This is a genomic window from Ruegeria sp. BHSA123, assembly GCF_059613425.1.
Map to the genome: position 1 here is coordinate 1 of NZ_JBXWSL010000129.1, position 4,356 is coordinate 4,356.

The 4,356-nt window shown below is 56.8% G+C and carries 3 protein-coding genes; all 3 read right to left on the reverse strand.

Annotated elements, in window-relative coordinates:
* Positions 1-1,113: FAD-dependent oxidoreductase (locus AC2FNC_RS20260; protein WP_496716479.1), on the reverse strand; the 1,113-nt coding region annotated here is incomplete at its 3' end.
* Positions 1,114-1,669: 556 nt separating this feature from the next.
* The gene (locus AC2FNC_RS20265) at positions 1,670-2,692 is read right to left on the reverse strand and encodes a glycosyltransferase family 2 protein (protein ID WP_496716480.1); all 1,023 of its coding nucleotides are present in this window, start codon (positions 2,690-2,692) and stop codon (positions 1,670-1,672) included.
* Positions 2,692-4,197 carry a hypothetical protein gene (locus AC2FNC_RS20270; protein WP_496716482.1) on the reverse strand — a complete coding sequence of 502 codons (1,506 nt, stop codon included), beginning with the start codon at positions 4,195-4,197 and terminating at the stop codon, positions 2,692-2,694. Before AC2FNC_RS20270 ends, AC2FNC_RS20265 begins: the two co-directional genes overlap by 1 nt.
* Positions 4,198-4,356 lie beyond the last annotated feature (159 nt).

Sequence of the window (4,356 nt, forward strand, 5' to 3'; positions counted from 1 at the left end):
GTCTGTCGAGGACCACAGCCCGTCACCCTTCTGGCAGAAATATTCCATCCCGATCGAGGCGGTGTTCTGGTCCGGCAGCATCTCGACCGACCAGGCGCGGAAGTTCTGGATGCGTCCAACCTTTACCTTCGGGCTGTGGATGTAGATCCAGTTGTCCGGGAACGGGTCGGCATGATTGAGGACGAGCGTCACGATCAGGAAATCACGATACCGCAGGCGATCCGCAGCCTCGACAACTTCCGGCGGCGGCGGCGGGTCAAACGCATGGATTAGGTCGCGCACGGCCATCGAATTGATGAACTCGTCTCCCTCGACACGCTCGGTGCTTTTTTCGCCGTTTTCGTTCCAATGGCAAATATCGACCGAGGTGACGCGGTTGCCATCGCGGTTCACCCGAACCACTTCGGAATGGGTTTCGACCGAGCCGCCTTTTTCACGGATCAGATCGCGGGTTTTTTCCCACATCATACCGGGGCCCAGGCGAGGGTACTGAAATTCCTCGATCAGGCTGGCCGTGTCATTGGCGCCGGAAATCGCATTCCAGACGGCCTTGGGTAGGGACAGGTTCTTGATCCGCTGCGCGGCCCAGTCAGCCCGGATTTCAGATGGCGGAATGCCCCAGACCTTCTTGGTGTAGCTGTGGAAGAAATGCATGTAGAGCCGCCCGCCAAAGCGGTTGATCACCCATTCCTCGAAGGTGTCTTCCTGCGGCTTTGGCCGGATCTTCCATTTAACGAAGCTGCCGATGATCTTGTAGGTCTCGTAAGGACCAATGTTGCCAAGGGCGTTGAAGATGCGCAGCGGGTAGTCGTAGAACTTACCGCGATAGAAAATACGGCTGAGGCGCTGAACGGTGATGAAGTCATCTCCCATCACCTCGTGCCACATGTCTTCAACCTCGCGCACCTTGGTGAAGAACCGGTGCCCGCCGATATCAAAGCGATATCCGTTGTGCGTCTCGGTTCTGGAAATCCCACCGACCATGTCCGAGGCCTCGTAGACTTGGGGAACATGTTTGTCGCTCAGCTTTTGCAGCTCATACGCTGCGGTCAGACCTGCCGGCCCACCACCAATGACTACGACCGGGACGGTATCTTTTGTCAAATCACTCACACCAAATCTCACACAAAATATCTCGGCTCAGGCTACAAGAGCTTATGCCCGTTTGACAACAAATTCCTGTCAGTTTGCAGATTTCTAACATGCCGTCTGTGACCTGGCCCACCAAAGAAAAAATCCGAGTTCGTCTGCATGACGGACCGCAATGGCACGCCCCCCCGAGCAGACAACAGGCGCTGGCAGACAGGGACATGCCCTTTCCGGGTGCCGGGCTCTCTTTGATATGTCCAATTCCAAGGAATGGTAGAGGCATAACTGTTTAGATTAAAAGGAGTATCCGGCGTTGGCGCAAACCGTCCCCAGATGCCCCTGAATGTCGGATATACGGTTTTTTCTTTGTGACATACGCCGGGTTCGACGCTGCGCCGGCCACAGTGTTTTTGATGTGGCAGACGCAAAACATGGTGGTTTGCGCGGGAGCACAGGCCCTAAACAATGCCCTACATTTGCGTGGATTGTGCTTGTGGAGGATATGAATTGCCCTGAAGTCCGGCTAGGGCGACTCGTGATTTCTTGTGGCTGGAGCATACCTCCACGCCGAATACCGGTTCTAATTTCGTGTGACGCGCAGCTTCTGTTTTTGCCCCAGCACGTGATACTCGAACAGGCACCACACATATATGGTTGCCGAATAGATGTAATATACCTGATGATACAGTAGGCATTTGAAGGCAAACCAGGGCCCGTCATGTCCGGCCATCGTGCGAACCAGATCCATGTTGATCACAAAGGCCAGACCAAGCAGCAGCAAGAGCAGGGGCCACATGCTGGGCCAGAACGGCAGCGCCAGGATCGACAGCAGCAAAAGCCCCGCGACCGCGGCCCGCATCCGTTCGATCATCGAAGTGTTAAGGTCGTCCGTCAGCCCCTCGCGTGAAATCATAAGTCGGGCCCAGGGTAGGGCCCGGCAGAAGATATCCGTGCTCAGGCTGTTGCCGATTGTCCAGACCTTCAGGTGCTTGCCCTGCAATTGGGGCTCTACCAGAATACGGCGCCCAGTTTCGGCGATGCGGTATCCCAGCTCGATGTCTTCGATCGACGGGATCTCATAGGTTTTGACGTCGAACCCGTCCACTTCACGAAAGACATCCCTCCGGATTGCGCCGCAACCGGCCCAGAAGGTGCGCGCCTCGCGCCGGGCGCGCTGATGGTGGTAGCGGTGCAGCAAGTTCTTGTAGCGCGAAAACCAGGCCTGCCCGTCTGGCGCGTCGTCATAGGACCCAAAGACAGCCGCCACATTGTCCTCGGACATTGCCCGGCGGATATGTTCCGGCCCGTCCGGCCAGGCAATAACGTCGGAATCGACAAACCACAGGATGTCACCTGTGGCGTGTTCCGCCGCCAGGTTGCGCGCGGCTCCCGGGCCCCCGTTGATTGGTGTCGTCATGACTGTCGCACCCATTTCGCGGGCGAGGTCCGCGGTGCCGTCAGGAGATTGATCGTCCACCAGCAGAACTTCCTGCACTTGCCCGGCATTAAGCATGTCAATCAGGGGGGGCAGGACCCGCGGCAACAAATGCTCGGCTTTGTAGGCTGGCATCACCACGCTGATTGTCAGAAATTCGGTCGGCATCATTGGTCCTCGGTGATGGCAGGTGACTGCGCCCGGGGGCGCCTGACGAGAAGAAGAAAGGTAGCTGCAAAAGGCAAGAGCCACATCACGCGCGCGCCGTATCGGGCAGCAGGCTGGGACACCCCTCCGCATACGAGTGCGTTTACGGCAATGCCAATCAGCAGAAACAAGACAAACACCCTAAAGGGTGGAGCTATTTGCCCGGGCCAGAGAAGCAGTCCGATCACCAGGGCTCCGGAAATCAGATAGATGATTGAATGAACTGTATTCACGGACTTGAGCCAGGGTTGTTCCTGAGACAGCTGGGTGCTGTCCAGAAACTCAAGCCGATCTTCCGGAAGCCGCGACAGGGTTTTTACATTCCGCAGAATGCTCTCGTTCGGAATTGTCATGACCACACTGTTGGTAACAATCTGTTTCGTAGCGTTTTTTCCCAGTGCAAACGCTGCCCCAAACGGGCGCGCCGTTAGAACCTTCAGGAAGAATTGACGCTGTTCAAAAGCAACGGCCTGCTGATCCTCAGCCGACATCAATCGGAAGGAGCCAAGTTTTTTAGAGCGTTCAAAGATGATATGTGATGCCGTCAGGCGGTAAGGGTCGTCAGACCAAGACAACGCTTCGTGCAGGGCACATGTTGCCAGTTCAGAGTTGGGGCAGACGTCATCCAGATACGCCATCCCGGGGCCATCCACGATTAGCCGGGCCGTGATATGCGGCGTATAAACCACTTCCTTGTGAGTCACGGTTTCAACGGCAACCTCGAACGCCTTGCGTTCGGCGACCGCAAAACTCACCAGGCAAATCGCAAACCCTGCGGCAAGCCAGCGGCCGTGACCAATACGCAGGATACCGGCCAGTACGGTCAGCGGAAACAACAAGACCGCGATACCCAGATGCGATGGATGCAGAACCACAGAAAATACGCCAAGCGCCAAAACACTCAACGTTTCTGTCACTTTCATATGTCGCCCCGCTGCAGCGACCGCCGCGATAAGGATCAGCATCACCGGGGCAAAAATATCGGGCATTATGTAGGCTACGTAGAATGGTAGTGAGGTTGTCGCCGCCACAAGCAAGGGAAGGGCCACAAGTTGAACGGTGCTCCGCCCCGAAGGCGCACTGCGCTGCAGCGTGCGCATCGCCAGCCAAACAGACAAAAGTACCAGCGCCATTTGCACCAGCGCGACACCGCCCAACACATCCGCCCGCCAGAACATGGCAACCAGTAATGCATAAACGATTGAGCGCGAACCGCCGGCGGTCTGATCGTCATCTGCCTTTTTGGCCGTGCCGAAGTTTTGCGCGGTGCCCTCGTCTTGCTGCGCCGGCTCGGGAAGAATCATTGTGAGCGCGACGTTGCCCTGTCGGAAATAGCTGCCGGTATCAAAATAGACGAGCGGACCGCGATTGACCGCCAGCACCACAAGACAGGCGGCAATGGTTGCGCCCAGCAACAGCAGGGGGACCAGCCAATGTGGCCGCCCTGCTATTTCCGTTTGCTTCATTGCGGTTGGGCAGCATATTTGGTTGCTGCCGTGAAAATGCGTTTGAAATAGGCGATTGTTGCTTCCAACCCCTGCTCCAACGAGGCCCGGGGTGTCCAGTCCAGTTGATCCTTGGCCCGGGTGATATCGGGTTGACGCTGAATTGGGTCATCCTGCGGC